The organism is Paenibacillus maysiensis (genome assembly GCF_000520815.1).
GTDB lineage: Bacteria > Bacillota > Bacilli > Paenibacillales > Paenibacillaceae > Paenibacillus > Paenibacillus maysiensis.
This window is the reverse complement of record NZ_ASRY01000281.1, coordinates 14,331-40,956: the sequence shown is the minus strand read 5'-3', so window position 1 is coordinate 40,956 and position 26,626 is coordinate 14,331. Positions and strand designations below refer to the sequence as shown.

The 26,626-nt window shown below is 46.6% G+C and carries 28 protein-coding genes and 1 pseudogene; 12 read left to right on the top strand and 17 right to left on the bottom strand.

Annotated features, from left to right (window positions below; translation table 11 throughout):
* The first annotated feature begins 9 nt into the window (after nt 1–9).
* Both L696_RS0121020 and L696_RS0121015 read left to right on the top strand, forming a co-directional pair.
* The gene (locus L696_RS0121020) at nt 10–525 is read left to right on the top strand and encodes a GNAT family N-acetyltransferase (RefSeq protein WP_025685393.1); all 516 of its coding nucleotides are present in this window, start codon (nt 10–12) and stop codon (nt 523–525) included.
* Nucleotides 507–1,733, top strand: coding sequence for a YheC/YheD family endospore coat-associated protein (locus L696_RS0121015; RefSeq protein WP_025685392.1), 1,227 nt, complete (start codon nt 507–509; stop codon nt 1,731–1,733). Before L696_RS0121020 ends, L696_RS0121015 begins: the two co-directional genes overlap by 19 nt.
* Nucleotides 1,734–1,835: 102 nt before the next feature.
* Here L696_RS0121015 and L696_RS0121010 read toward each other — a convergent pair whose 3' ends face one another.
* From L696_RS0121010 to L696_RS0121000, 3 genes are all read right to left on the bottom strand, one after another.
* The gene (locus L696_RS0121010) at nt 1,836–2,537 is read right to left on the bottom strand and encodes an HAD family hydrolase (protein ID WP_025685391.1); all 702 of its coding nucleotides are present in this window, start codon (nt 2,535–2,537) and stop codon (nt 1,836–1,838) included.
* 84 nt (nt 2,538–2,621) lie between these two features.
* The gene (locus tag L696_RS0121005) at nt 2,622–3,284 is read right to left on the bottom strand and encodes a class I SAM-dependent methyltransferase (RefSeq protein ID WP_025685390.1); all 663 of its coding nucleotides are present in this window, start codon (nt 3,282–3,284) and stop codon (nt 2,622–2,624) included.
* Nucleotides 3,285–3,354: 70 nt separating this feature from the next.
* On the bottom strand, nt 3,355–6,309 hold the full coding sequence (locus tag L696_RS0121000) for a methyltransferase domain-containing protein (RefSeq protein WP_025685389.1): 2,955 nt from the start codon (nt 6,307–6,309) through the stop codon (nt 3,355–3,357).
* Between the two features lie 101 nt (nt 6,310–6,410).
* Here L696_RS0121000 and L696_RS30655 point away from each other — a divergent pair, with 101 nt between their 5' ends.
* From L696_RS30655 to L696_RS0120985, 3 genes are all read left to right on the top strand, one after another.
* Nucleotides 6,411–6,569 carry an alpha-helical endospore appendage domain-containing protein gene (locus L696_RS30655; protein WP_155985448.1) on the top strand — a complete coding sequence of 53 codons (159 nt, stop codon included), beginning with the start codon at nt 6,411–6,413 and terminating at the stop codon, nt 6,567–6,569.
* Between the two features lie 183 nt (nt 6,570–6,752).
* Nucleotides 6,753–7,820, top strand: a complete 1,068-nt coding sequence (locus L696_RS0120990) for a glycosyltransferase (protein ID WP_025685388.1) — start codon at nt 6,753–6,755, stop codon at nt 7,818–7,820.
* Between the two features lie 24 nt (nt 7,821–7,844).
* The gene (locus tag L696_RS0120985) at nt 7,845–8,156 is read left to right on the top strand and encodes a BclA C-terminal domain-containing protein (protein ID WP_025685387.1); all 312 of its coding nucleotides are present in this window, start codon (nt 7,845–7,847) and stop codon (nt 8,154–8,156) included.
* Between the two features lie 186 nt (nt 8,157–8,342).
* Here the strand turns inward: L696_RS0120985 and L696_RS0120980 are convergent, their stop codons facing one another.
* The 7 genes from L696_RS0120980 to L696_RS0120950 form a co-directional block, all read right to left on the bottom strand.
* Nucleotides 8,343–8,912, bottom strand: a complete 570-nt coding sequence (locus L696_RS0120980) for a manganese catalase family protein (protein WP_025685386.1) — start codon at nt 8,910–8,912, stop codon at nt 8,343–8,345.
* A gap of 33 nt (nt 8,913–8,945) precedes the next feature.
* Nucleotides 8,946–9,380, bottom strand: coding sequence for a spore coat protein CotJB (locus L696_RS32100; protein WP_025685385.1), 435 nt, complete (start codon nt 9,378–9,380; stop codon nt 8,946–8,948).
* Nucleotide 9,381: 1 nt separating this feature from the next.
* Nucleotides 9,382–9,606, bottom strand: coding sequence for a spore coat associated protein CotJA (locus L696_RS0120970; protein ID WP_025685384.1), 225 nt, complete (start codon nt 9,604–9,606; stop codon nt 9,382–9,384).
* Nucleotides 9,607–9,797: 191 nt separating this feature from the next.
* Nucleotides 9,798–11,156: a hemolysin family protein gene (locus L696_RS0120965; RefSeq protein ID WP_025685383.1), complete on the bottom strand. Its 1,359-nt coding sequence runs from the start codon at nt 11,154–11,156 to the stop codon at nt 9,798–9,800.
* A gap of 16 nt (nt 11,157–11,172) precedes the next feature.
* Nucleotides 11,173–12,303 (bottom strand): radical SAM/CxCxxxxC motif protein YfkAB, encoded by a 1,131-nt coding sequence (yfkAB, locus tag L696_RS0120960; protein WP_025685382.1) that lies wholly within the window; start codon nt 12,301–12,303, stop codon nt 11,173–11,175.
* A 96-nt stretch (nt 12,304–12,399) separates the two neighbouring features.
* Nucleotides 12,400–13,560 (bottom strand): HD-GYP domain-containing protein, encoded by a 1,161-nt coding sequence (locus tag L696_RS0120955; RefSeq protein ID WP_081750772.1) that lies wholly within the window; start codon nt 13,558–13,560, stop codon nt 12,400–12,402.
* On the bottom strand, nt 13,514–14,968 hold the full coding sequence (locus tag L696_RS0120950) for a bifunctional metallophosphatase/5'-nucleotidase (protein WP_025685380.1): 1,455 nt from the start codon (nt 14,966–14,968) through the stop codon (nt 13,514–13,516). The genes L696_RS0120955 and L696_RS0120950 overlap by 47 nt, the downstream gene beginning before the upstream one ends.
* Nucleotides 14,969–15,287: 319 nt before the next feature.
* On the opposite strand from L696_RS0120950, the gene L696_RS0120945 reads away from it, so the two are divergent.
* Nucleotides 15,288–16,352, top strand: coding sequence for an HD-GYP domain-containing protein (locus tag L696_RS0120945; protein WP_025685379.1), 1,065 nt, complete (start codon nt 15,288–15,290; stop codon nt 16,350–16,352).
* Between the two features lie 230 nt (nt 16,353–16,582).
* Here the strand turns inward: L696_RS0120945 and L696_RS0120940 are convergent, their stop codons facing one another.
* Entirely contained in the window at nt 16,583–16,831 is a 249-nt protein-coding gene (locus tag L696_RS0120940; RefSeq protein ID WP_025685378.1) for a WGxxGxxG family protein, read from the bottom strand.
* Between the two features lie 203 nt (nt 16,832–17,034).
* Here L696_RS0120940 and L696_RS0120935 point away from each other — a divergent pair, with 203 nt between their 5' ends.
* From L696_RS0120935 to L696_RS0120910, 5 genes are all read left to right on the top strand, one after another.
* Nucleotides 17,035–17,553, top strand: a complete 519-nt coding sequence (locus tag L696_RS0120935; RefSeq protein WP_025685377.1) for a DUF3231 family protein — start codon at nt 17,035–17,037, stop codon at nt 17,551–17,553.
* A 549-nt stretch (nt 17,554–18,102) separates the two neighbouring features.
* Nucleotides 18,103–18,588 (top strand): hypothetical protein, encoded by a 486-nt coding sequence (locus L696_RS0120930; RefSeq protein WP_025685376.1) that lies wholly within the window; start codon nt 18,103–18,105, stop codon nt 18,586–18,588.
* A 94-nt stretch (nt 18,589–18,682) separates the two neighbouring features.
* A complete protein-coding gene (locus L696_RS0120925) occupies nt 18,683–19,357 on the top strand; it encodes a hypothetical protein (protein WP_025685375.1) in 675 nt (224 codons plus the stop codon).
* A 413-nt stretch (nt 19,358–19,770) separates the two neighbouring features.
* Nucleotides 19,771–19,974 carry a hypothetical protein gene (locus L696_RS0120920; protein ID WP_025685374.1) on the top strand — a complete coding sequence of 68 codons (204 nt, stop codon included), beginning with the start codon at nt 19,771–19,773 and terminating at the stop codon, nt 19,972–19,974.
* 124 nt (nt 19,975–20,098) lie between these two features.
* Nucleotides 20,099–20,278: a hypothetical protein gene (locus L696_RS0120910; RefSeq protein ID WP_025685373.1), complete on the top strand. Its 180-nt coding sequence runs from the start codon at nt 20,099–20,101 to the stop codon at nt 20,276–20,278.
* Between the two features lie 337 nt (nt 20,279–20,615).
* Here L696_RS0120910 and L696_RS0120900 read toward each other — a convergent pair whose 3' ends face one another.
* Together L696_RS0120900 and L696_RS28865 are read right to left on the bottom strand one after the other, a co-directional pair.
* Nucleotides 20,616–21,113 carry a hypothetical protein gene (locus tag L696_RS0120900; RefSeq protein WP_025685371.1) on the bottom strand — a complete coding sequence of 166 codons (498 nt, stop codon included), beginning with the start codon at nt 21,111–21,113 and terminating at the stop codon, nt 20,616–20,618.
* A 124-nt stretch (nt 21,114–21,237) separates the two neighbouring features.
* Nucleotides 21,238–21,667: pseudogene (locus L696_RS28865) on the bottom strand (NucA/NucB deoxyribonuclease domain-containing protein).
* A 278-nt stretch (nt 21,668–21,945) separates the two neighbouring features.
* On the opposite strand from L696_RS28865, the gene L696_RS29790 reads away from it, so the two are divergent.
* Nucleotides 21,946–22,212, top strand: a complete 267-nt coding sequence (locus L696_RS29790; RefSeq protein ID WP_081750771.1) for a tyrosine-type recombinase/integrase — start codon at nt 21,946–21,948, stop codon at nt 22,210–22,212.
* Between the two features lie 41 nt (nt 22,213–22,253).
* Here the strand turns inward: L696_RS29790 and sufB are convergent, their stop codons facing one another.
* From sufB to sufD, 4 genes are read right to left on the bottom strand one after another with little or no spacing between them, the layout of a single operon-like run.
* Nucleotides 22,254–23,651 carry a Fe-S cluster assembly protein SufB gene (gene sufB / locus L696_RS0120890; protein ID WP_025685369.1) on the bottom strand — a complete coding sequence of 466 codons (1,398 nt, stop codon included), beginning with the start codon at nt 23,649–23,651 and terminating at the stop codon, nt 22,254–22,256.
* 30 nt (nt 23,652–23,681) lie between these two features.
* A complete protein-coding gene (sufU, locus tag L696_RS0120885) occupies nt 23,682–24,104 on the bottom strand; it encodes a Fe-S cluster assembly sulfur transfer protein SufU (RefSeq protein ID WP_025685368.1) in 423 nt (140 codons plus the stop codon).
* Complete coding sequence (locus tag L696_RS0120880) at nt 24,094–25,317, bottom strand: cysteine desulfurase (RefSeq protein ID WP_025685367.1); 1,224 nt, start codon at nt 25,315–25,317, stop codon at nt 24,094–24,096. The genes sufU and L696_RS0120880 overlap by 11 nt, the downstream gene beginning before the upstream one ends.
* On the bottom strand, nt 25,314–26,618 hold the full coding sequence (gene sufD / locus L696_RS0120875) for a Fe-S cluster assembly protein SufD (RefSeq protein WP_025685366.1): 1,305 nt from the start codon (nt 26,616–26,618) through the stop codon (nt 25,314–25,316). Before sufD ends, L696_RS0120880 begins: the two co-directional genes overlap by 4 nt.
* Nucleotides 26,619–26,626 lie beyond the last annotated feature (8 nt).

Here is a 26,626-nt window from a genome sequence, read left to right as displayed (position 1 = left end):
AGTGGAATCATGCCGCACATTAGCGATGTTCAACATTTGCCTGCCCGGAGCTGGCTGCTGAGACGACGGCAACTACTGTTTCTGGCCCGCAGCTCAGGTGGCATGCGCATTACCCGAGATGCCCTGCGGCAGTTGGCCGTTTTAACGCCGGAGCAATTAAAATCCCCCGGCTCCTCCCTCCTGTGCGCTTATCTGCGCACGGAGGGAGGGCTACGGATTGCGGGCTTTTGTCTCGCTCTGAATTACGGTGAGGATGCGTGCATCGTGATCATTCGTCCGCTTTATCGGGGCCGCAGACTGGGCGCTAGACTGCTGTCCGCCCAGCTCAAACAGCTGCGTCGCCTGACGTGCAGCGTGGCCGCCGACAATATGGCCAGTCTCAAAACCTGCTTTCACGCAGGACTTGTGGCGCATGAAATGACGACTGGACCGACCGGAAAGCCCACCCTCGTATTTCGCGGGGAGCTGTCCGAAGATGAGCAGACGGCAGAGGAAGGTGGAATGCTGTGCCAAAACCTGTCCTAGGCATCATGGCCTTGTATTTGAACAACAAAAAGCAATTGGAGGAACGCGCCATATATGAGCGCATGATTACAGAAGGTAAAAGACTGGGGCTGGATATGTATGTATTCACTCCAGCCGATGTCCACAAGGATCGCAAGCTGCTCCTTGCCCAAATGTATGATCCGCACAGTGGAAAATGGGCCCTTAAATGGCGTGAATTCCCGGATATGATTTTCGACCGTTGCCGGGTACAGCGCAGTGAACGATATCGTCAGTTGCAGGAATTTCGGGTGCAATATACTGATCTCGTATATTTAAACCGGCCACTGAGTAACAAATGGGCCATTCATCAGCAGCTTGCGAGAAAGTCTGCCTTCCGATCACATCTCCCTGAAACGGAGCCGTTCGTAGGATTTCATAGTGTAAGGCGGATGCTCAAAAAGAATTCACTGGTCTACCTCAAGCCGATTAACGGTACCGGAGGACGCGGAATTTTACGCATTGAGCCTGTTAACAAGCAGAGCGGCCTGTATCTGGTCGAGGGCCGCAATCGCAAACGTCATATTATTCCTCAACAGCGGGTGCGTCTGGACCGTCTGGAGCCACGTTTGAGTAGCTGGAACATGGATAATTACATTGTTCAGGAGGGCATTCCTGTGCAACTGCCCAATGGCAGGGTTCATGATTACCGTATGCTGGTGCAAAAAAATGGCCAGGGGACATGGGAGTTAACCGGATGTGCAGGACGGATCGGGGCACATCGCAGCGTCACTTCCAACCTGCATGGCGGAGGCAAGGCGGTACCGATGAAACAACTGCTGACGCAATGGATTCGTGATGAAAACCAGAGAGAGAAGATCATCAAGCAAGGGGAAAAGCTCGGTCTGGATATCGCTGCTTATCTGGAGAAAAGCTACGGGGCATTGTGCGAGCTTGCGCTCGATTTGGCGATCAACAAGGACGGTCGCATTTATGTACTGGAGGTCAATCCGAAGCCAGCACGCGAGGTATTTGCACGTATCGGTGAAAAAGAAACCTACCGCCGCTCTATCGCCAAGCCCATGGAATACGCCTTATGGGTCTATCACACACAAATTAATCCAAAACCTCTGACGGATCACAACACAGAGAGCAAAACTGAAAGCAAAACTGAAAGCAAAACTGAAAGCAAAACCGAAAGCAAAACCGAAAGCAAAACTGAAAATAAAGCAAAGGAAGGCTCCGCGTAAAAGCGGCCGCCTTCCTTGTTTTGTCATTTATTCGACTAGCCTCGCATGTTTTTTATATGGGTACGTCAAGCATTTCTATAACCAGTAACCTGTGCTTCGTAGCTACTCGGCGTTTTTATAAAGTGTGAGCAACTGCGTGAAGTCCGTAATAATCGCATCGGAACCCTTCAACTCGTCGTTTACGCCAAATCCAGCATAGGCGCAGCCGATGACTGTTTGTCCGTTCTTTTTGCCTGCCTCCACATCAGAAGAACGGTCACCTACCATCCATACGTTTGAAATCCCGTGCTTGCTCAACAAAATCTCCAGCAAATTCACTTTGGAAAGTGTGCTGTATTCACCAGCGCTATACAGTCCTTCAAAAATCGGGACCATTTCATATGCAGCCGCTATCCCTTTTACATAATCCTCCAGTCCGTTACTGGCTACGAACAACCGAACACCCTGCTCGTGGAGGGTCTGGAGCGTTTCTTTTACATGTGGATACAGGGCATGACTTCCGTTCTTCAATCCCTCCAGCTCCAACTGGAGCAGCAGCTCGTCCGCTCTTCTGTGGGCCGCTTCGCTGGCTTCCGGCATTACTCTTCTCCAGATTTCATCCAGCAGCATACCCAAACTATTCAAAATAAGCTCCTCGGGCGGCGTCTCTCCTTCAAAAAGCCCTTCGGCGCGCAGCGTATCAAACAGCTTGTGGTACGCAGGAAGCAGCAGCGTCTCCGTCTGAAAAAGTGTACCGTCCATATCAAATACCATAGCCTCAGGTTTCTTCAACACAGGTGCATTGTTCATGTAGTTGTCAGTCATTCCTTTCCTATGCAGATTTACAGTTCGGACCCCTCTCATGTTAAGCAATAAGAGAGGTCCGTGTAAACCTCATTGCGCATACCGTTAACTCTTATATTTTTTCAAAACAGCCCTGAAACAATGCAAACCGCCCCACAAATCCGTATGCAAGGCGTCCGGCGGAAGGTTGAGATCAACGTCGCTCCAGTACGAAAACCCCGCCCGACTCATCCATTGCTCCATTGTGGACAGATTAACCGTAGGATAATCAAAGGTCAGCAGAAGCATCCCGTCATCCCGCAAAGTCCGGTGAAATTCACGCAAGGCAGCTAACGAGTCATCAGGGGTTAGATGCTCCAGTACTGAAATACATACAATTTTGTCAAAACTGGCATCCTCATAAGGCAAGGCGGTTAAATTAGCATGCGCAGAGTGAAGACGAATCGGTAAAATTTCCTGAACACGCTCGGCAGCCTCCTCTCCGATATCCCGGCGCACTTCGGCCAATATGGCATCCACGGAAACGATCCTCATATCCAGATCGCAGGCATAGACCTGAGCGCAGCGCCGGGCCAGCTCAAACTTGAACGGATGCGGAATACCACATGCCGCGTCAAGCACCGTATCCTGCCCGGACATAAAGTGCAGACACCACTCATACTCATAGGGACGGCTCCACCAGCTTTGGGGCAGCCTGTAGATCAGGCTGGAGGTATTGGGGTCAGAATGCACGAAAAAACGGGAGAGGTACGGATCAGCAGCGTTCATGGATGCAGCCTCCTTTTTTGAATGAAAGGTGAAACGGTATGGGGTCAGACCGCATATTCCCCCAGCCAGCTCAGATCGCCTTTGCCACACAACATAGCTCATGACCACGTTTCTCACCTTGAAGTTTGGCCAACAGCCCCATCCGCTCCGTGAAAGTAAGCTCGCCATACAAGGGATGTGCCTCTATCAAGGCGTCCAGACCGGAAGGAAGCTGACGGGTGAACAGGGCCACCGGGCGCAGACCGGACTTCGCCAGCAAACGTGTCAGCGTGTGCTCTGAATAATGATACAAATGATCTTCCTCGGTAAATAAAGGCGAGTGAGCACCATAAGCCTCATTAGTAAACGAGTTTTTGTTGGGTACTGTAATGTATAACGTTCCATCCGGTTGAAGCTGCTCGCGTAAATCCGTTAAAAATGCTACGGGGTCTGCAATATGCTCCAGCACATGCCAGCATGCAACGGCCTCATATTCGTGATCCAGTGATAAGGCAGTATCTCCCTCTGTTTCTGGCGCTTCATTCGCCACTTCTTCTCCTGTTTCTATCCCTGTATCGCCATTCCAGTAGCCCGGCAGCAGATCCACGTCATATTTGTATTTGGCATATGCGCGCGAGTCTATGGAAGGCTCAATGCCCACAGCATTCCATCCACTTTGAAGGGCAGCATGAATAAATTCTCCCGTACCTGATCCGATTTCCAGCAAATTTCCTTTACCGGGACTGAACATATCCAGCAGCATGAGTCCGAAAAGAGCATGGTCCCCGTAGGTCGAAGCGGCTGCACTATCGCGCATGGCGACCCATTTGACGTTATAAATATCTGCGATCATATCCTCAGGCTGTATCTGATCCACATCATGGCGAAAAATAAGTCCGCAGGAGCCGCATCCTATCAATGTAAAATGTTCATACCGATGGAACACCGCCGTATTGGACGAGCCGCACAGTTTGCACGCCATGCCCTGTTCTTCTCCTTTCCCTTTTTCATAAAGCGCGTCCTCTATTTCGCCTTTGGTAAGCGTACGGGAGCCAATAATAGCATGAACACTAGCAATCTTAGCGACAGCACTTGTGTTGACAGGGCTCGAAGGGTTAATAACTTCATGAGCAGGAGCAGTTTCAACGGGGTTGGCAGCGTTAGCCATTTGAACAGCTTCAACGGTATGAATTGCTTCAATTTTATTCTCAGTAGTCGCATCCTCGATATTCATGCCCGTGCTCACATCGGATTTTATGCTGGCAGTGTCTCCGGATTCAGCCTCATGTATATTGCTTACATCATCCCGGCCTGGGTCTATCCAGAGACTGAGACGGGGAGTTGGGTCCAAAATGGACTCATATTGTTCCTTCCACCCATAACGGGCATCCGGGTCCAGTTGTTGATAGCGTTCATATTTGGATGTGCGAATAGCTGGTGTATACCAGCCCCAGTGCTGGATACGATAGTCGCTAATTTCACTGGGAAGCTCAAGCACATTATCGGGAAATCTCCCGCAATGCAAGTATTGCTCTTTCCATTTATAAGGAAAGCTATCTCGATACCGAGTTAAAAAAGGACGGTAATAACGATGGGCCTGCCAGTAATCATCATCACGGTAATGCGTGGGAGACCACATATCAAACAGCCTGAAACAAAGGGTATCGGCTTTCGTTCCGGCTAATAAAGCATGCACAGCTTGAGCAAATCGGGATTCAAATATTTCGTCAGCATCCATGTTTAAAATCCATTCCGGGGAAGATGCCAGCGTCTCTCTCCATTGCTGTTTTCGCAGCTCCACTTCATTCGTAAAGGAGGCCCTCTCATTACGGATCAAACGCAGTGGAATCCCTTTTAGCAGATCCCGGCACAATTCACCGCTATCATCACGGCTGCCATCATCAATAATGACCGCTTCATCAATATATTCCCGATGACTTCGAAGCACTTCTGCAAGCTTGCGATCTGCCTCATTGTATACCGTCATGCTCAGTGTCAATTTGGGCCTGAAGACAGGCGGAGCATGAAGCTCACTATGTCGTGGACCGGATAAGGCTGTTGGCACGACAAAAGAATCCGCAGGATGCTTTGCAAAGACAGTAGACTCGCGGAGATCCGGTGGAATGGTGATTTCAGGGGCTTTAGAGGCAGTGTTGGATGGAGAATTTTCTGGAATATTTGAATTTTCAGGAGTGAGTGAAGCTTCTTGATCGTCCGTATTAGCTGCGCCCTGCGTAATAATTCCATTCAGAGTCAGTAGCAGTTGTTCTGCCTTGATGCGGTCCGCTTCGCGGTACAAGTGCATGGCCGGGTAATGCGTATCCACAAAAAGCGAAAACCCGTACGCCGCCGCCCGAATGCAAAAATGTCGATCCTCTCCCCAAAAAGAAACGTTAGAGATCTTGCCAAAATGAATTCCGGCTTCCAGCGCCCGTCTGCGAATTAAGGTACACGCACCCAGACCGCCTACCTCGTACAAACCGGGAACATGCAACTGATGTATAAAATGTAGCTCGCGATGTGCCCGCTCTTCTGCCGATAGCACTTCACCTTCTTCACGATGGAACAGATTGTATTCATCACTGACCCACACCTGAGGCAACAACGCCCCATCGGGCTGCCAGCGTGTCCAGAAAATCTCGGATACGATATCCTTCTCCGTCTCGACCAATCTGCATAAAGTACGGGAATGGAGAACCAGGTCTGAATCAACCAAAAATAGCGCGTCGTAATGATGCTGAAGCGCGTAGTCAATGAGACGATTTTTGAACCCGGCCACTTTCCAGACGAGGGAAGGGGGCCAATAATGGGTACGCTCATCACTTCGGTTCTCATATTGCTGCAAGCCTGACAGCGGGGGCAAAACACGCCCCGGGAGCCGGTTCGCAAAATCGGCCAGCCATTGGCTTGAGGCTGGATTGTCATTATCATCGACGAACAAATAATCCGGCAGCACATCGGGTGCTTCCAGCCGCTCCAAAGCTTGAAGAAATAAAGCTAATATTTCGGGCTTCTGATACACCGGACTGCCGATTAATATACGCATGAGTCGACGCCTCCCATCAGGCGGAAGCCTCATAACCGTTCCTCCTGCTTGCTTTGACGCATACGCTAATTGCGATGAAGCGATAAGGGAGTGAGCGTGATATGAATGGACTTACACCTGGAAATATCGATGAAAACAACATCAATACACTGCTTGCCTGCATCGCCTTTCAAGAGCTGTCATTAAGTCACCTGATTAATGCTGAAGGTGAAGCAAGCTTCGATCCGTTCCGCCTCATTTTTTACAATCATGCACAGTGAAATGAATGGGCGGTTCATGCCTCCCCCCTTGCATCAGACTTTGATTTTCTAATCTATTAGAGCGCTGCCCCATTTATGATCATCACCATACCCTTCAATCGTTCAACCTAAATTCCTACATAATGAGCAAGCTATCCTAATAAAATGGAAATCATACCAAGTTTTTTGGGAGGGACAAAGAGCATGGTAACCGTCAGCTTATGCATGATTGTTAAAAATGAAGAAGAAGCACTTCACACCTGCCTCAAATCAGTCCATGATCTGGTGGATGAAATCATAATCGTCGATACCGGCTCTACCGACCGCACCCAAGAGGTAGCCGCATCGTTTAATGCCCGGATATACGATTTTGAATGGTGCGATGATTTTTCCGCAGCCCGTAACTATGCATTTGATCAGGCAACACAGGACTATCAATTTTGGCTGGATGCCGACGACATCCTGGAAGAGCAAGACCGACTGGCATTTCTCGACTGGAAAAAGCAAGACACCCTCTCGTATGACAGTATTACGATGGATTATGTGTTATCGGTAGATGAACAGGGACAACCGCTGTATAAGCTCAAAAGAAACCGGATTGTCCGCCGGGACCGTCATTTCAGATGGATCGGATTTGTGCATGAATTCCTGCAAGTGACCGGAAGCACCTTTCACAGCAATATAGCGGTGACTCATAAAAAGACACGTGCCTACACTGACCGTAATTTACATATTTATCTCAGGCACCGGGAGCAGGGCACCGCATTTTCTGAGCGAGATCACTACTATTTTGGCAATGAACTGTATGACAACGGACGAACGGTAGAAGCCATACAGCAGTACGAACACTATTTAAGCCTCAATCAGGGATGGATCGAGGACCGGATTGCTGCTTGCTTTAAGCTTGCGGATTGTTACGGCCGCCAAGGTCAAAAGCAGGAGCAGCGCATCACTCTGCTTCGCACGCTTACTCTCGACACACCACGCGCCCAGTTCTGCTGTGCCTTTGGCAATTTATTGATTGAAGCGGAACAGTATGCCCAAGCCATTTACTGGTTCCGTCAGGCTACACTGATCGAACCGCCACAAGATGCGATGGCCTTAACCAATTCGTCCTATTACACCTGGCTTCCGCACTTGCAATTATGTCTGTGTTACGACCGGATTGGCGACATCGACAAAGCAAAGCTGCATCACCGTATTTCCCAGTTGCACCATCCTACTCATCCGAGCGTTTTATATAATGAACAGTATTTCTCACAGCTACAATAGGGATGAGGAAGACGGGCACCGGGTATGTCATTCTATGCAGTCGACCGCACGAACGATGTGCTGACACTGGCGAGTGCCGGAACCTACTACATTACCTATGAGGTGAACACAACGGCCGGTCTTCCGCTGAGCACCCGTTTGCTCATTAACGGCGTGCAGGCTCCAGGCTCCGTCATTTCGCCCGTGCTCTCCCTCTCTTCTTATATCAATACCGTTATTGTGAACGTAGCAGCCGCTACAACCGTCAGCGTGCAATTTTTCGGGGCCGTAGGTGCTGCCACACTGGTCGGAGGCGGCGCGACAGGCGCAGCCCTGACGATTATCCGCCTTAATTAATGTACTCCATGATTTGCAACTGGCTCAGCAGCTCGTTGAGCCGTTTCCCGAGATCATTTCTGCTCACTTATATAGACAACACGAAGGGCGCTTCGATGCTGAAGCGCCCTTCATAAATTACAATTCTTAAAAGAAAAATGTCTCCTGCAAGCATTAGCTTACCAAGAGACATTCTGAATGATTTCCTTAAAACACTTTCCTTTGATTCCGGTCTTCCTTCAAAATTTCCACAGACTCACGGAAGCGGAGCGAATGGATTATTTCACGTTCGCGCAAAAACTTCAGACTATCCTGCAAATCCACATCATCTGTCAAATCAATCAGCCACTGATATGTAGCTCGCGCCTTTTCCTCTGCTGCAATATCCTCATACAGGTCCGCGATAGGATCGCCCTTGGCTTGGATATAGGCCGCTGTAAAAGGAACACCGCCAGCGTTTTGATAATACAGCGCATGATCATGCGCCGCATAATGTTCGCCCAGACCGGCCGCTTTCAATTGCTCCACACTCGCATCCTTCGTCAGCTTGTAAATCATCGTGGCAATCATCTCGAGGTGCGCAAATTCCTCCGTCCCGATGTCATTCAACACACCAATGACTTTATCAGGAATCGTATATCGCTGATTCAGATAACGCAAAGCTGCGGCGAGCTCACCATCTGCTCCCCCATACTGCTCCATAAGCAATTTGGCCATATGAGGATCACATTTGCTGACACGTACGGGATATTGCAGCTTTTTTTCATATACCCACATTTATGTTCCTCCTTTATAAAAGGTTGTATCTGCCTATACCTGCCACGGCCAAGGGGTTTGGTTCCATTCCCAAGGATACTTGGAATAGGCACGGCCAAAATTTTGCAGAGGTCCGTATAGGATCTGATACTCATTGGCAATCCCGGTCCTTTCCTGCGTCAGCTTATTGAACTGTTCGATAGCCTGTAAATCATCCGGGTGCGTATTGAGATACAAATTCAGTTCCACCAATACAAAATCCACCGCCTGGAGCTTCTCCAACAGTGCATAAAACTGTGCATCACCCGGCTTGGTCTGGGGCGCATAGCCTTGGTATGGGTTTCTGTCGTACTGATTGTAGCCCTCAGTATGGTTTTGTTGTTGATACGGGTTTGAATAGGGGCTTGGATTCTGATTCTGCTGCTGGTTCTCAACCTGATTTCGATACTGAGGCTGATTTTGGGCCTGACCCTGATTTGGATAATCCATTTTACTCGCCTCCCCCCTGGTTTCTGCAAGACTCATAAGGGCTGTAAAACAAGGGCCATAGCGTTCCCTTCCTCAGTGCCTCCTCCGGACTGATTTGAGGCAGACCTGGGGGCTGAAATTGCACAAACAGATTCGGTGGAAGCACAAAGGTTTTACACAAAACGGGCGGGCACGGATCGAACGGACCGACAAACGGGGCAAACTCACCTTGCTGTGGAAATTTCACGGGCCGGGGCCTCCTTTGATTGATTCATCTGCTTTACTATTCAACATATGCGGCATCGCCCAAGTCTCGAACACAAAATTACAGATAAAAAAAGAACCTTCAAAACCACGATAACGTGGTGCTTAAAGGCTCTTGCATTTACACTCTATAATAGCTTTCACACCGGAACTGACCCTAACCATATCTATGGATCAGGACTCATCGGTGGAAAGTTCATCTTCGATTACAGGGTTGTCGGGCTTGTGGTGAATCCTCACTCTCATAATACGAAGCCTTGTCGCTTCCTCCACCTCAAAGGTCAGATTATAAAACTCAATCTTTTTCCCCTTCACCGGGCTGCCTTCCAGTTCTTTAAACAGCCAGCCCCCGATGGAATCCACTTCGTCGTCTTCAATGTTCACCCCGGTCAGATCATTGACATCCTCAATGAGCATACGACCGTCCACGGAAATGAGATTATCCTTAATCTCCACGCTTGGACGTTCATCCTCAAATTCATCGTAGAGATCCCCGACGATTTCCTCCAATATTTCCTCCGCTGTCAGAAGTCCGGCCGTTCCGCCGTACTCATCGACCACGAGAGTCATCTGGGAATGCTTTTTCTGCATAAGACGCAGCACGTGACTTACTTCCATGGATTCTGGCACATTCAAAATAGGACGCACCACCGAGGCCAGATCCAGTTGCTCACCCTGCTCAGCCAACAAAAGATCGGTAATATGAACAAAGCCGATAACCTGGTCCTTATCCTCAACCGCTACCGGGTAGCGAGAATGCTTGGTATCACTGATGATTTTCAGATTTTCCTTAAACGATAAATTCGTATACAAGCAGTCCATATCCGTACGAGGAAGCATAATTTCACGGGCCAGCAAATCGGAAAAATCAAAAATATTGTCCATCAGCTTGATTTCGTCCTTATCAATAACACCGCTTTTGGCGCTCTGATTCATCAGGATACGGATCTCTTCCTCCGAATGCGCCGCTTCCGCTTCACTCGCAGGTTGGATGCCGAACGCCCGTAATAGCAAATTCGCAGCGTTATTCAACACCCAGATGACAGGCAGAAATATCTTGTAAAAAAGCAGCAAAGGAGCGGATAAAAACAAGGCCACACCTTCGGTTTTCTGAATCGCCAAAGACTTTGGAGCCAGCTCACCCAATACAATATGCAAAAAGGTAATCACGCAAAATCCGACGACAACGGATACCGTTGTAATCAGTGTACCGTCAGTTACACCGAGTTTGTGCATGAGTGGCTCGATCAGGTAGCCGGATATTGCTGGTTCACCAATCCAGCCCAAGCCCAACGAAGCCAGCGTAATGCCTAATTGGGTGGCGGACAGATAAGCATCCAGCTTCTGGTTCACCTTTAGCGCATAGCCTGCCATACGATGCCCCTCACTTTGGAGCTGCGTCAATCGGGATTGGCGCATTTTAACCAGCGAAAATTCCGCTGCCACAAATACACCGTTCAGAAAGACGAGCAGCAGTACCAAAAGAAGATTCACCGTTAGCAATCCCCAATGAAACTCGGTATGACCTTCCAATACGAACTCCCCATTTCTATAGTTGTAATGCTTTTCTGGATTTAAAATCTACTCCCTTGTAATACATATCCGCTACGAGCAGATTCGGTCCGCAGCAGGCAGCGGCATCACAATGACAGTTCACGGTCTGATTCAACGGATGCTCATTCAGCCATTCACCGAAAATATCGTCCAGACCGCGCTCCTGAATATTTCCGAAAGCCGGAATGTCTGCGAAATCCGTCACATATACGCTGCCCGTGAACATATTCACATTTACGCGATTTCTTCCGTCCGGATCATTACGCACCGTAATATTCGGTTCTTGGCGCAGTCGGCGAAGCAGCTTGCGGTCTTCCTCCCGGTCCGAGCAGGCAAAGAACGGCAACGTGCCAAACAGCATCCACATATCCTGATTACGCACATCCAGCAGCTTATGAATGGAGTTGCGCATATCGTCGAGTGAAAGGACTGGCAAGGCAGAGGCAAAATTCGATGCGTACATCGGATGAACCTCATGCCGTCGACAGCCCATTTCATTAATCAACTGGTGAATACCATCCAGCTTCGTGTGAGTACGGTAATTAATCATGGATTCGGCAGAAATGAACATCCCCATTTCGCTCAACCTGCGGGCGTTTTCCACCATTTTCTCATAAAGGCGAACAGCCCCCGCGCGTGGAGTCGCACGTCCGGTATTTGCAAAACCCACTTCATAAAAATCGTCTTCATTCAAATAATTAAACGATATATGCATGACATCCAGATAAGGAAGCATCTTCTCATATCTGCGAATATCCAATGTCAGGTTGGAGTTGATTTGCGAGCGAATGCCACGCTCTTTGGCATATTTCAGCAACGGAACGATCACTTCGTCCACCGTTTTATCGAGCAAAGCGGGTTCTCCGCCTGTCATACTGATCGTCTCCAGATGCTCGACTTCATCCAGTCGTTTCAGCATCAGATCTAATGGAAGGAAGGGAGCCTCCTTCATAACAAGCATGTCGCCCACAGCGCAGTGCTCACAGCGCATATTGCACAGATGCGTCACGGTCATTTCCACACTTGTCAGCAAATGACGACCATGTGTACGCAGCGAGACAATCGGGTCCCACGGATCATACGCTGGCGATATTTGTGGAAGTATGTTGTTTTGTAGAACTGTCATTATTTTTCACCTTATTTCTGTTATTAACCTCAAAAGACGTATGAATATCATATCATGATGTGTAAAGTGTCTGCATGTTTTCTTCCACTTCATCTGCTAATCCACGTGTATTGCTCCAAAAGGGGAAGCTGTAGCGCCCAGTGTGTTGATAATCATCACCGAAAGAGATACGGACAGATCCACATCGTAAGGTGCTTTCAGTTCCTGTCCATCCCGATCCCTCACAATGCGAATAACGGGCCTTTGCGGGATTTTGGAGTGTATGCGCACCACAACCCCTTCTTCCCCCGTATTGAGCACTACAGAGAGCCCCAGCGGGTATATAGCTACACAATCGCGGAATGCCTCCAGCATCCGTTGCTCATACAGCGTGCCTGCACCGGCATACAGTACCTCCATTGCTTCATAGGGCAACAATGCCTGCTTGTATATGCGGCTTGCTGTCATCGCATCGTACGAGTCTGCCAGGCCGATCCATTTGGCGTATTCGTGGATTTGGTCCTTCTTCCAGCCGTTCGGATATCCACTGCCGTCGATACGTTCATGATGCTGTAATGCACAGTGAGCAGACAGCAGGGGGATTCCCGGTTCGTCTTTAAGCAGCTTGTAGCCGATCACCGTGTGCGTTTTCATGTGCTCGTATTCCTCGTCCGTCAATTTGCCCGGCTTATAGAGCACTTGGGGTGAAATTTTCATTTTGCCAATATCGTGCAGTAGTGAACCTATGCCCAGCTCCATGAGCTGGTTGTTATCGTAGCCACTGGATATTCCCAGTACAAGCGAATAGAGACATACGTTCAATGAATGATGATACAGATCCTGATCTGCCGCCCCGATATCCATCAGCATAATGACGGCATCCTGACGGCCTCCGATATCATCCAGAATGGATTCCATCACCTTATAAAATGACTTGCCAAAGTATTGGTGCTTATGATCTACGGAGTAGGAGGACAGACCCTGAAACTGCTTTTTGATCTCCTGTAGCGCCGCAGCCCTCGTCTGTTCATGGATCATTTCGGGGATCACGATATCTTCTGTCACCGCATCCTCAATGTATACATATCCAATTCCGACTTGGCCTAGACGTTCAATCAATCGCGAAGTAAGCTCAACACCTTCCGAGAGCAACACCATTCCATTTTCATTGTATATTTTTTTGCCCAGCTTCATGCCGGCTCTCAATAATGTAATAGGTACCAGTCGCAGCTTAATCCTCTCCCGATTGTTTTGATACCTGAAGCCACCTAGCAGCAAAACACTCTTCCATCGCGCCCGGACGCTTCAACTCCATTTCAATCAAATCCCGCAAAAATTCTGGAAGCATAAATCGGAGTTCCGTTCCATTCGCAAGCACCTCATAACCTGCTCTGAAAGTGAACATATCCAACGTACCCACCGTATATTGCTCATTTTCCTCCATTGAACGACCCGCTACACGTATATCCGTCACTTTATCATAAGGAGCGCGGACCGGATCATATTGAATCTCTAGACCTTCCACACACATCGTACCCAGCACTTTACCTCTAAAGCCAAATCCCGTCATTTTCTTGTTAGCAAATTCCGGTAGCAAAGACTGCTCCAGCGCGAGCCGAATATCTCTTCCCCACAGCTTCATGATACAGGCATTAATCGGCGAAGGGCATAAGGAATGCAGCATTCCTTTACTGATATCACCTTGAGGCAAAGAGCCAAGCAGTTGGCCAGCATTCACTAGAGAAATAGCGGTTCCCGTAAAATGTGACACCGATTGTGCCAGCAAATTTCCGAAAGGAGATTCCCGATCATATGCGATCTCCAGTTTCCGATCCGTCACCGTAACCGTGCTCTCCATGGCACGCACTGCCTGTCTGCGATGCAGTACAATGGCCGACGCCACCTTTTCATCCAGCAGTGTGTGATCTACAGGAACTACGCCGCCTGACGTAACCCGAAACGGTTCATGACTGCTGCTGCGGCTTAGGGTCACTTCACCTAGTAGCGTTCCATACTTACCAGCTCCGCATAGAGCTGTGTTCCCGATCCACAACGGTTCCTCCAGCACATGATGGGTATGCCCTCCAAGAATCACGTCAATCTCTGGAAACTGCGACGCCAATTTCTTATCCGAAGGTAAACCCAGATGCGACATCACGACCAGAACATCGACCTGCTGTCTCAGGGACGGAATTTGCTCGCCCAATACCTCAAACGGATCCAGTGCATCCCAACCCAGCAATTGATAGAACTCGCCAAAAGGAGCCGTCACTCCGAGCAAGCCTACCTTAATCCCCGCCTTGTCCAAAATGAGCGAATCCGTCATCCACGAAGGCTTCATCCCTGTGGTGCTCTCCCTGATATTTCCGCATACGACCGGGCAGTGAATTCCCGCATAGGCCTGTGCAAGAATATCCGGGGTAAAAGTCAGACCCTCGTTGTTACCAATCGTAATCGCATCATACCCCGTCAAATTGATCACATCCACATTCGCCCCACCCAGCGTTCCTTCCGTTTCGGGGGCCATCCGGTCCATGTGGTCTCCCATATCCAGCACAAGCAGCGCATCTCCTGATGCAGCTCTTCGTTCATGAATCATCGCGGCTATCGAAGGCATACTGCCAAAATGACTATGTATATCATTGGTATGCAAAATGGTTAACGTTTGCTGAGTCGTCATCTCCATAACCGCCCTCCTCTATAGTTTATATATCGACTCTGTTGCTTCTAATGTTTAAGGATACCATGTTATTTCGCATTATGGTACATGTCGGCGGGGGTGAGCTACAACCTACGATTTAGCTACTCTGTTGCCTCAGGATAGAGACCCGGGGAGAAGCAAGGTCACAATGTCTTCGTATGCCTCTGAGAAAAGATGGGTTCCTGAGACCTATTTTACAGCTAGGAATAATAGTAAATTAGTCGTTGTCATCCCATATAATTCTTGATATATTAGGTTTGCTTCGTAAATTCGACAAATTTACGACAATAAGGAGGTTAAGCACATGAGAGTTCACGTTACCGATGCCAAGCCAGGAGATCGTCTCAGATCTGATACATACAATGAACACGGCGTACCCGTCATGATTCAGGGCACCATGCTACAGCACGACGATATTTCCAAGCTCATCATGCACGGTGTCGATTATATCGACATTGATGCCGGTTCAGCGAGCATTCCGGTTGACTTTGCCCCCGATGTTCCCGCTTCCCCCGAGTCCCTTAAACGCGTCGTTCCCCTCATGGAGCAGACTATTCATGGCTTTGAAAGCATGTTTCTCAAAGCTTCCGCAACCGGCAAATTTGATGAATTTCGAGTCGATGAGCTGTTCGGCCCCCTCGTTTCAGAGCTGACTCATCAAAAAGATGTCGTATCTCTGCTGTTAATTATGGAGCGGGGAGATCACTATACGTACAATCATTCTCTCCAAGTAGGCGTACTGTCGTATTACATTGCCATATGGCTTGGATATACGGAAGAAGAAGCCTATGCCGCCGGCAAGGCCGGATATTTACATGATATAGGCAAGTCCATGATACCGGATGAGATTCTGAATAAACCTGATAAGCTGACGCCTGAAGAATTTCAGCAAATGAAAAAACATTCCCTCTACGGCTATGATATCATTCGCAATTCAACCAGCGATGAGATTTCAGCCATCGTCGCCTTGCAGCATCACGAAAGAGAAGATGGGAGCGGATACCCGCACGGACTGTTCAAGGAGGATATTCATCCTTTCGCTAGTATTACGGCGATTGCGGACGTATATAGCGCTATGATCTCCAACCGTGTGTACCAGACGAAGCAGGAGCTGCTCACCGTACTGCGCGAGCTGCACAGCATGAGCTTCGGACATCTAAACCCAGAAGCCACTCAAGTCTTTATCCGGCATATGCTTCCGAACTTTATTAACAAGCAGGTACTTCTGACTTCTGGTCAGACAGGAACCATTATTCTGAACAATCCTGCTGACTACTTCAGACCTTTAGTAAAAATTACTGAAAATGAGTATGTAGATTTGTCCAGAGAGCGACATGTATCCATTGATGAAATTTATTTGGAATCCTGATTTGCGACCCCGCACTGATTTGCAATTGCCGCTCGGCAGTTCTTCGGTAGAACAGAACGGAATGTTCTGCCGAGGCACATGCTACGCGAAAGAGACTGTCCTTAAATCCGTAGATTCTTTCTACGAAGGACAGTCTCTTTTTATGTTACAACAAATGCTTGGTGGTTATCATGGCTCAGCTCCAAGTTAACCCTTATAAAACAAGGATAACACATTTAAAGTTGGAAAGTTCAACGTTTATCGACTTTACGAGTATCCCCATCACGACGTCTTAAACCGAGTAATCCAACTAAACCTAAAAGGCCAAGCCATCCCCAATCATTATTATCGTCATCATTATTATTTGTTGTCTGCATTTGTGTTGTACCTGTGTCAGTAGTGTTCGCCCCATTTCCAGTGGTTTCAGCAAATGCGACTGCTGCTCCGAGACTTGAAATCATTAATACCGTTAAAAACATCATCTTAACCTTTTTTAACATATGATCGACTCCTCTAATTTAGTGTTTACAATAGCTAAAGTATGTCCAATCTATTATTTTGTATGCGGCATACTTTTAATACCTATTGATATGAAGTGATGTGAAAATTATGTATTTTTTTCTCATATCTGGTCTTGCTTAATTTTTCATTGTTGGGCACTCTAAACTCGCACGAAATAAAATACAAAGGAGCGACAAATACGATGGGTATCCTAAGCGGTAATCCAAAAAATGAACCTATGCACTATGGAGAAATTTATACCGTGTGGCAGTTTTCTACATTAGCAAAGGGCAGTGTTTCATTTTACCAAGCATTTTTAAACCACGCTGGAGACAAGGAACTTAAAAAAGTACTGGAAAATCTTATTGATCAGGCTAAACTTGAAATTAAAGAATGCGATACATTGCTCACTGATAACGGAATTGCTCCCGCTCCTACCATGCCAGAAAGACCACCTGTGAAACTTGAAGATATCCCTGCTGGGGCTAGGTTTACTGATCCCGAAATAGCAGCTAAAATCGCATTAGATACATCAGTCAGTTTGGCGTCTTGCAGCCAAGCTATGGGCCAATCCATTAGAGAAGACATCGGTGCTTTATTCGCTAAATATCACCTCACTAAGACCGCTTTAGGGGTTAGAATACTCCAAATGAACAAAGAAAAGGGCTGGCTTATTCCCCCGCCTCTTCAAATAAAACGCCCTGAACCTGTTCATGCATAAATTTATTTAGGAGCTTGTTCGTAACGACACATATGTACAAAAATCCCCGCCGACTCATTATGGTTAGCGGGGATTTCCTATTTAACTAACAATTTTACACGCATTTAGGTATAGTATGCGCTTCGTCTGGAAGAAACCGACGTGTAAACCCCGATATATCAGGCTTAACCGATACTACCTTCCATTTCGAATTTGATCAAATGAGGTATCCGCATAATTGCATACTCTTTAAAAATGCTTTTAAAACAAAAATTCGATTAAATATCTTTTTAAACAGCAACTTTGGTTAATTAGCTTTGTCGGCACGAATTCGGCACGTCCTCCAAAATGTAATTCATAGTATTCCTTTGCCATTGAGCGCCTATGCTTAAATGGCATTTTTTTATTCAACTAATACAAATTAACGACGAGTTTCTTCTATTATAAATACGTAATTAACGTAAATATGTTCTTGGGGTCCTCCGAAAACTATTACCATCTCTAACTTGTAATCAAAAAATTGTAAGAGTCTGAAGGTGATATAGCCTCAACTTGAACAGGAGTCTTTATTTGGTATACATGGATCACAAACCGAATGAAAATTTCGAAATTCTCCTTTTCGACTTCCCACGGTATTTCAATTTGATGTTTTCCCATATAATGAAACTCCTCTACCGTGAAGTAACCCAAGTGTCATCTTCTGGCTTGCAAGATGAAAGTACCTACACCTGGTCAACGACCATCGTAGGGAAAGAATTGCATGACGATATCGGTACAATATATTATCTCAAAAACGATAAACTAATCGAAAAGGATGAGGACCCCTACTTTGGTTCCAGAACATATACAAAGATCGGAGATTACGATGATATTCCACCTGAAAAACTTATTCCCCAAATCGGTATGACCGAACAGGAAGTATTGGATTCAAAATGGGGACTGCCAAAACGCGTAAACAAAACCACAACTTTATATGGAGTAAATGAACAATGGGTCTATGAACATTACAAGTATATCTATCTTGAGAATGGAGTCGTGACGGCAATTCAAGACTAAACTCAAATAGATTGATTTAATTAGAAAAATATTCCTAGGCCTGATAGACTATATATGGAGTATATTACTGATCCATTAGGGGGAGAAAAAAAGCTTGAAGAAACCTGTTTATAAGAAGTGGTGGTTTTGGGTCATTATTGTTATTGTGATTAGCGGAATAGGTAATATGGGTAAAGATAAAGAAGAGAATAAGAACGCTAGTGATACGGGTACAAAGCAATTCACTCCGGCAGATGCCACGCAGAAATCCACACCAGAAAAGAAAATTGAAACGCCTGTCGCTGTTTCTGATCCTAAGAAAGAAGCAGCAGATAAAAAAATGAAGCAGCAACTGGTTATTAATTTTGAGAAAACATTTTTTAGTGTTGAGAACAGTGGATCAACTGTATTCAATAAATACAAATCAGACATGGATTCCTTAGGTAAAGGTAAGACTGACGTGTTGACGGTATATGGATCAACTAAGGACGCAAAAGATACAGCTTTATCGTTAATGTCACAATATAATGAGCTTGAAGTTCCAAATGCTTTGCCTTCTGAGGTTAAAGATCTTCTTGAACAATCCAAAAGACACTTGGCAACTGCCTATTACTCGAAAAGTGAAGCATTTAATTCAGTACTCTCATATCTTGATGAACAAAAACCTAGTTATATGAATGACTTCGAAGAGAATATCAAATTAGCAGATCAGGACACAATGCAAGGTATTCTTAAACTAATGGAAGCAAAAGAAAAAGTCGGTCTTAAAATTACTGAAAAGAAGAAGTAATGCATAAAGAGCCCCGGAGCAATCTGGGTTTTAATCTGCTTGAACGAAAAAAGTGATCTCGGAGTTATATCCCAAGGTCACTTTTTTTATACCGCTGCGTTTTGTTGGTTTGTCTTCTTCTTGCTGAATATTCCCATGAATCCAGCAATAATAAGCAACACACCTGGAAGTAAAATAATGAAATGCTTATGAACCCAGCAATACCGCTCACAAGCATCAACCATCCGGCAAGCTTAGTTTTCGATTTTGCGTAAGAAGACAAAGAAAAAAGGAACCAAAAACCGACGCGGCCCACGCAGACGTTAAGGACTCCTTGGTAGAGGGCGGCTTACACAGCGCCTTCTATACCCAATCATAACATATCGGATTTATATAAACAATCTGCTGGCGAGCCTACGCGGGAGGGATGCAGAATGATGACAGAAGAAGATATCCTGTATCAAAACGGTGACTACTGGATCAGAAGAGTACAGGGCAAGCGAAGTGCGTACTATGAAGTTATCCATGACACTATCACCCACGGCGAAGTATGTATAATCATTGGGGAAGGGCCGGGACCAAATCTCGGCATAGAGCGTGCAAAAGCTGAATGCGATAAGAAGGCTGGGTCAGAGTAAAATAAAGAAGGGGCTGAGGCCCCTCTATAGGAGGTAATTGTATGGAGAGTATAACGATGGTTGTTAGCATTGCGGCCTTGGTCGTCTCGGTGTATGTCGCGGTAAAGGTCTGGAGGGATCGGGTATGAGCGCCGAATTTGATAATCTGTTAAAGTCCATGTTGGATCTGCACCGCAAACATGGAATAATGACCATAGACCTGTCCCGCGAAAATGATGTGAGTTTGCTGAGAAGTTATTTAGCAGACGCACACAATTTGGGGCTGCATCAAGGAACTCGCATCGCAAAGGATGCGCGCAAATAAAACAAGCTCTACCGACCAATTAAGTTTAGCAGAGCTTGTTTTATTACTCGACTATTTATTTTTTTCTGAATATGAATAGCCCAATAAGTGCAACAACTATTATAGCGGGAATTCGCCATGAATTCGGTAGAAATTTTGTTAGCCATAGGGCAGCAAATACTGTAGCTATCGCTAAGTAGCCTAAGCGTTCAGACGGTTCAAATTTCTTCCTATTTAAGAATACATTCAAATAGCCTATCGGTGGGGTTATGATGATCATTAAAATTATGACCATTGGCCTTAAATACCACTTTCTTTTCATTCTTCCTCCGTCACTCGTCGTTGTTAATCACAGTTATTAAAGGAATAGAGCGCCGATAGCTCTAGCGATAATATCAGCTAACCATCCCGCTACACCTAAATACTGCATAGCCTGTGATAGCGCATCTTCAATACTACCACTGAAATCTGTGACCACATCTAAAGCCTTTATTAGCGCATCGACTTTGACAATATTAACAAGATTCTTTTTAACACTATCACTTACGGGCAGCCATTCAATCGTCGTTTTTATAACATTATCAATTTTGCTTGCCTGTGATTTAAGAGCCGCCTTTATTCCTTTAATTGTCCAAGAGACTTTACCTTGTGTCGTTACATCTCCATTAAGACTTGGATCAGTACCGTTAATTACTGGTGGCACAACACCTTCTGGTTGATTGACGGATTCGTTATATGTAGAAGAAGTCACAGATGTACTTGCAGCAGAAGCGGAAAATGGAGACACAACAGAAAATAGCAGGGTTGCAGTTGCAGAACTTAACATGATTTTTTTTGTTAATGCATTTACACTCATTTCAAACTCTCCTTTTTATTTTATTTACGTAATTAATATATAATTAATCGCATGTCGAAGTAAGGGAAAGCTTGTCCTGCTAAAAAAAGATTCTATCAGAAATTGCAGATAGAATCTTTATCCGTTATTTAATTATAAATTCTACTCGGGTCCCGTCCGGATAGTCATCCAGCTTATGACCTACCCAACTACCAGCTCCACGGTTATCCTTCGGACTTATGTATTTGATATCTGCTCCCTCACCGCCTTCTGTACACATTGCGATTGGCCATTCGTCGCGGTCATATCCTTTTTTTATTGGAACTCCCTTTAAGGATTCCTTTCGGTTTTCCTAAGCCCCGTCCCGGTCAATAGTACATACAGCAGAATGTCCGGCTGCTATTGCATCTTTGATATGTTCTCCCATTTTCTGGATAACGTGAACTCGGAAACTCCAACGTATACCCAGCTGCTGCTTGTACACTTCTCGAAACAGGTTCGGCATATGCTCCTTGTACGGAAAAGATAGCTGCCAGTAAAAATACAATTAATCCTTTTGCGATTCCTTTTATCATAGGACACCTCCATAGTATTTAAATCTTCTCTATACTAATTGGAGGGTCATATCGAAGTATCGCATATGTTGTCGCATTGCTTATGTACTTTCTAAGTCAGACAGGACTACGGATTAGCGAGGCCTTAGCCGTCAAATGGACAGATATAAAAAACGGGAAACTGACAGTTAACGTCAAACACGTAGGGATAATAAAAACAAGCTAAAATTAACAACTTTAAAAAACACTTCTTCTTATCGAACGATAGCACTGAATGATGATCCACCGCTCGTGATTCAATTGAAAGATATTGTGAAGGGGCTGGCGTAGGATACAAGGGGACTCACGGATTTAGACATACTCACGCTGTGCTTTTATTGGAATCCGGGGCCAGTATTATATTTGTATCGCAACGATTAGGACATAAGACAATTAAGACAACTGTCGACACCTACCTAGACATTACGAAAAAAATAGAAGAAGACGAACTTAAAAAGTTCGCCTCTTACACTAGCAGGGAATCCGAGTCGGCACAAAATCGGCACGACCCGTCTTTAACCCCTTGAAATCATATCATAAACCTTGATGCAACAACGTTTATAACGTTTTAACCGATACTGCCTTCCATTTCGAACTTGATCAAACGGTTCATTTCTACCGCGTACTCCATCGGCAGTTCTTTGGTGAACGGTTCGATAAAGCCCATAACGATCATTTGTGTCGCTTCCGCTTCGGTCAGGCCGCGGCTCATCAGATAGAACAACTGATCCTCCGATACCTTGGAAACCGTCGCTTCGTGCTCCAGCGTAATGTCGTCGTTCATGATTTCATTATAAGGAATCGTATCGGAGGTCGACTGGTTATCCAAAATCAACGTATCGCACTTGATATTCGATTTTGCCCCTTGAGCCTGACGACCGAATGAAGCCAGTCCGCGATACGTTACTTTACCGCCATGCTTACTGATCGACTTGGATACAATCGTCGATGTCGTATCTGGTGCCAAATGGATCATTTTCGCCCCTGCATCCTGATGCTGACCTTTGCCTGCAACTGCAATGGACAAGACCATACCTTTAGCTCCACGGCCTTTCAGCACAACTGCCGGGTATTTCATCGTCAGCTTGGAACCAATGTTACCATCGACCCATTCCATCGTTGCATTTTCTTCTGCAACCGCACGTTTGGTCACCAGGTTAAAGATGTTTGGTGCCCAGTTTTGGATCGTTGTGTAACGAACGCGTGCGTTTTTCTTACAAATGATTTCCACCACTGCGCTATGCAGCGAGTTCGTGCTGTAAATCGGAGCCGTACAGCCTTCTACATAATGAACGAAGCTGTCTTCGTCGGCAATAATAAGTGTACGCTCGAATTGTCCCATATTTTCCGAGTTAATACGGAAGTAAGCCTGCAATGGAACTTCACATTTTACACCCTTCGGCACATAGATAAAGCTTCCGCCTGACCATACCGCACTGTTCAGTGCTGCAAACTTGTTGTCCGCAGGAGGTACAACTGTTGCAAAATACTCTTTCAGAATTTCAGGATGCTCACGCAGCGCCGTATCGGTGTCCATGAAAATAACGCCCTGATCTTCCAGATCCTTTTGCATGCTATGGTAAACAACCTCGGATTCATACTGTGCGGATACACCAGCCAGAAACTTTTGCTCCGCCTCAGGAATCCCCAGTTTATCAAAGGTTTCCTTAATTTCCGTAGGAACCTCTTCCCATGTTTTTCCTTGCTTCTCGGAAGGTCTTACATAGTACTGGATATCGTCGAAATCCAGCTCACTCATATCTCCGCCCCAGTTTGGCATAGGCATTTTTTCAAACTGCTTTAGTGCTTTCAGACGGAATTCCAGCATCCATTCTGGCTCATCCTTAATTTTGGATATTTCCTTTACGATTTCCGGAGTGAGACCCTTACCTGTTTGGAAAATGGATTTGTGCTCGTCGCGAAAGCCATATTTATACTCTTCCATTTCCGGCGCTTTCTTGGCCATGTTTCTCAAACCTCCTCTATTCTAGTTAAATTATTGTTCTTCATCAATTCCTTTGCGCAGCGCGTTCCAGGCCAAAGTCGCACATTTGATACGGGCCGGGAACTTATTGACACCTGACAAAGCTTCCAGTTCTTCATAATCGTCGAATTCGGCGGCTTCACCCTTCATCAGAGAAGAGAAGCGATTCGCCATATCCAGCGCCTGATCAATCGTTTTTCCCTTAACCGCCTCTGTCATCATTGAAGCGGAGGACATGCTGATTGAGCAGCCTTCCCCTGTAAAACGGGCATCCTCGACAACGCCGTCCTTCGTCTTGAGTTGAAGAGAAATCCGGTCACCACACGTAGGATTGTTCAAATCCACCGTGACCACGTCATCCTCAAAACGTCCGCGATTCCGCGGATTTTTATAATGATCCATAATTACACGTCGGTACAAGTCATCAAGTTGCATCGCCAAAATACTCCTTTGTTTGGATTAAGGCGCTGATCAAAACGTCGACTTCCTCTTCTGTGTTATAGAGGTAAAAGCTGGCTCGCGCCGTTGCACTGGCTTTCAACCAGCGCATCAATGGCTGGCAGCAGTGATGGCCTGCACGTACAGCCACCCCTTTACTATCCAGCACGGTCGCTACATCATGCGGATGCACATCATCCAGATTGAATGTTACGAGTCCCACATGACGTTCAGCAGGACCGTAAATCGTCAAGCCTTCCACTTCGCGAAGACGTTTGAGAGCATAGTTGGCCAGACGGCTTTCATGCTGTGCAATAGCGTCCAGCCCGATGCTTTCCAGAAAATCAATGGCAGCTCCCAAACCAACAGCTCCGGCAATGATCGGGGTTCCGCCTTCGAATTTCCAAGGCAGCTCCTTCCATGTGGATTCATACAATCCCACATCGTCGATCATTTCCCCGCCGAACTCAATCGGCTCCATGTTTTCCAACAGCGCCTTTTTGCCGTATAATGCCCCGATCCCTGTAGGACCACACATTTTGTGACCAGAAAAAGCATAAAAGTCAGCATCGATGTCTTGCACGTCTACTTTCATATGTGGTGTGCTTTGTGCACCGTCTATAACGATGACTGCGCCTTTGCGATGCGCAATAGCTGCAATCTCTTTGACAGGGTTCACAACACCAAGCACATTGGAGACATGCGCAATCGCTACAATTTTCGTGTTTTCTGTAATGGTATTCTCCACATCAGCAAGATCAACGCTACCATCCTCTTGAAGTGGAATATATTTTAAAGTCGCGCCTGTGGCTTTGGCTACCTGTTGCCACGGAATCAGATTACTGTGATGCTCCATCTGTGTGATGACAATCTCATCACCTTCCTGACAGTTGGCTCTACCATAGGAAGAAGCGACCAGATTCAGCGCCGTTGTTGTTCCTCTTGTAAAAATAATTTCCTGACTGCGCTTTGCATTCAGAAAGCGGGCTACCTTCTCCCGCGCACCTTCATAAGCATCCGTTGCGCGGCTACCCAAGGTATGCACACCACGGTGAACATTCGAATTATCATATTCGTAGTAGTGCTTGATCGCCTCGATGACCGCCAGCGGTTTTTGCGAAGTGGCCGCATTATCCAAATAAACCAGCGGATGACCGTTAATCTCCTGATGTAAAATCGGGAATTGTTCACGGATCAATGCAGTATTCATTGGCCTAACTTCCTTTCAACAAGGCTTTGCAGCTGCTGTTGAAGTCCTTCGAGCGGAATTTCAGAAACGACAGGTGCCAGGAAGCCATAAATAATCAGACGTTCAGCTTCTGCACGGCTAATCCCACGGGACATCAAGTAATACACTTGTTCACGGTTCACCTGACCAACCGATGCTGCGTGACCTGCCGTTACATCATCCTCATCAATCAGCAGGATCGGGTTAGCGTCACCACGCGCTTTCGGGCTGAGCATCAGAACACGTTCTGTTTGCTGGCCGTCTGCTTTGGTAGCACCTTTTTCAATTTTTGTAATTCCGTTAATGATGGAAGACGCTTCTTCACGCATCACTGCGCGCGTAATCATCTGACTGGCGGAATTTTTACCAAAATGCTGTGCTTGTGTCGTATAGTTCAGCTTTTGTGAGCCGGAACCAACAGCAATAATCTTGGCATCCGAGTTGGAGCCATTGCCTTTCAGCACGGACATCGTATTGCTCGCTGTATTGCCGTAGTTCATTTCTCCGACAATCCATTCGATAGCTGCGTCATTACCCAACGCAGCACGGCGGATGGAAATATCCGTTACTTGCTCTCCAAGCTGATGCACCGTTGCATAGCGCACCTTGGCTCCTGCATTTGCAACAACTTCTACCGCACCGTTATGAAGAACAGGTGTTGCCAAATCCGCAGATACATAGTTGTCTACGTACGTTACGGAGCTATTGCTTTCAGCAATGAGCAGTACGTGAGGTGCAAACGTCGCTGTCGCATCATCTGTCAGGAAAACAGCCTGGAGCGGAACATTTAACTCCACATTCTTCGGCACATAAGCGAATACTCCACCGTTCCAGATCGCTGCGTGCAGTGCGGACAATGAATTTTCATCCGTCTTAATAACCGTGTTCAGATGAGCTTTAACTAAATCACCATGCTCCTTAACCGCCGTTTGCAGATCCGTGAAAATAACGCCTTGCGCAGCCAGTTCCTCGCTCAGCTTCACATATACCGCGCCGGAGTTGCGCTGGATAATCAGACCGCCCTCCTGCTGCTCTTTTACCAGATCGGCAATCGCTGCGGGAACCTGCCCCACCGATGCAATCGCCTCGCTGTTTTTATGTTGACCGTAATCGTTGAGATTCCAACGTTCGATTTTGGTTTTTTCAAATACCGGAAGCTCCAGTTTGCCTGCAAGCTCAAGTGCTTTTTGTCTGTCTGCGGTCAGCCATGACGGCTCGCCGTTACGTTCGGACAGAACACGCAGTTGCTCGGAATCTACCGGAAGGATTGTTTGTGTACTCATTAGTTTTC